The following is a 1,691-nucleotide window of genomic DNA, read 5'->3' on the forward strand; positions in this document are numbered from 1 at the left end:
GAGCGAAGTAAACCAAACCGTCATAGCCACTGATGGTGGTGTTGCCACTGGTTTCATCGGTAATCCAGGTGCCGACGCGCAGCGCTTCACCGTGGCTGTTTCGCAGCGCGATATTGGCTGAACGTACCTTTTTGATGGCAAAAGAGGCCAATGTGCCACTGCCTTCCTTCACGGCTAACCGGGTTTCAACGCCAGAGATGTCGACGTCCGGTGGTAAAGCAAGCGGATCGATTTCCACCTTGGCCGGGTAGTGGGAGGTTACCCACGGGATCAGCAGTCGTCCTTGCTGGTTGGTATAGCCGACTAACTGGTTTTCGTAGCGCACGGGCACGTCGGCATAGCCTTGCGTATCGACCACAATAAAGGCGTCATTGATACGGTTGCTGGGAAACAGGCTGCCATCCAGATAGATTACCGAGCCGCTCATTTCTCCCCATTGCGTTTGGCTCCCCTCGTTGCCATAGATTCCTCCCTGTAGCTGGTTATACGGGCCGCGCCAACTGAGCGCCCCTTGATGATAAGGATCGTTGCCAGCACTGTAGGCCAGGTTCCAGCCAAAACCGCCGTCGAGGGGAAGGGTGCGCGTCACACCCAGCGTTGTGAGGCTCTCTCCCTGGTTGTTACGTTGCACGCTGGTGTTGAACGTATCGTTGTTGCCAAAGGGGATAATCACCTGGAGCTGTGCGCTGTAACCGCGATCGCCCAGCGTTTTGTTGGCCGCCAGATAGAGCGTGCTGTTGCCCCACAGTTGCCGCGTGTAGGAGAGATTGACTAACTCAGTGCGCGAATCGTTAAACGGGGTAATGGCGAAATACCCCACCCCGACGGTGCCGTTTGCCGGGCCAAATAACAGGCTGCTAAGGGTAGCTTGCAGGCTCTCTTTGCTCATGTTACCCGGTGTGGTGTAAGTGCTGAGATCCTGATAGCGCGACGTGCGGCGCTGGTGCTGAAGGTTGAACCCCACGGTATTGCCATAGTAGGAGTAACCGAAGACGTATTGTTGTCCGCCTCCGTCCCGTTCACTGTGACTGTAAGCGGTGCTAAGCGTACCCCAGCGCCCTACGGCCATGTCTGCGCCTGCGCCGAGCAGGGAGAGGTCACGCACCGTTTCGCCATGGCCGGAAAGCGTCAGGCTCTGTGTGAGACCATAGCGATAGAAGCCGCTGAATGCGGGATCTGACGCATAGCGATCCTGCCCCAACCCGTAGGTTCGGCGCAGCACGCCAACGGAGAGGTCGAAATCGCTAAGCCCCTGACGCAGTAGGGTGTTGGAGACATAAAACGGCACGCTGGTAGCAATCTGTCGCCCTTGTGCATCGGTGGTAACGATCGTCGCTTCACCCGCACCGTTGAGATAGGGAGTATTGGTCAGGGTGAACGGGCCGGAGTTGAGCGCCATGCTGCTGGTTTTAAACCCGTTGATAAGCAAATCCACCGTGCTGGGTACCGCAGCAGAGCCTCCATATTGCAACATGGGATAGGTAACGATATCCGGTCGCAGATTGAAATTACGCCCAATGCGCAGACCCGCCATACGTGCTGATTGGCTCCAGGTAAGCGAGTTGCTGATGAGATCGCCAAGCTGGTAGCTGACCATCCGCTCACTGTCGCTGTAGCGCCAATAGGTATCGTAGCGACGATAGCGGCTGCCATTGTCGGTGTAGGGGCTTTTTATTACCCACAGCCCCGAG

General features: G+C 56.8%; 1 protein-coding gene. It reads right to left on the reverse strand.

The window, feature by feature from the left end; all coding sequences use genetic code 11:
• Positions 1-1,691: fimbria/pilus outer membrane usher protein (locus tag J5224_RS26755; protein ID WP_264628193.1), on the reverse strand; the 1,691-nt coding region annotated here is incomplete at both ends.

Source organism: Candidatus Symbiopectobacterium sp. NZEC135, assembly GCF_025962695.1.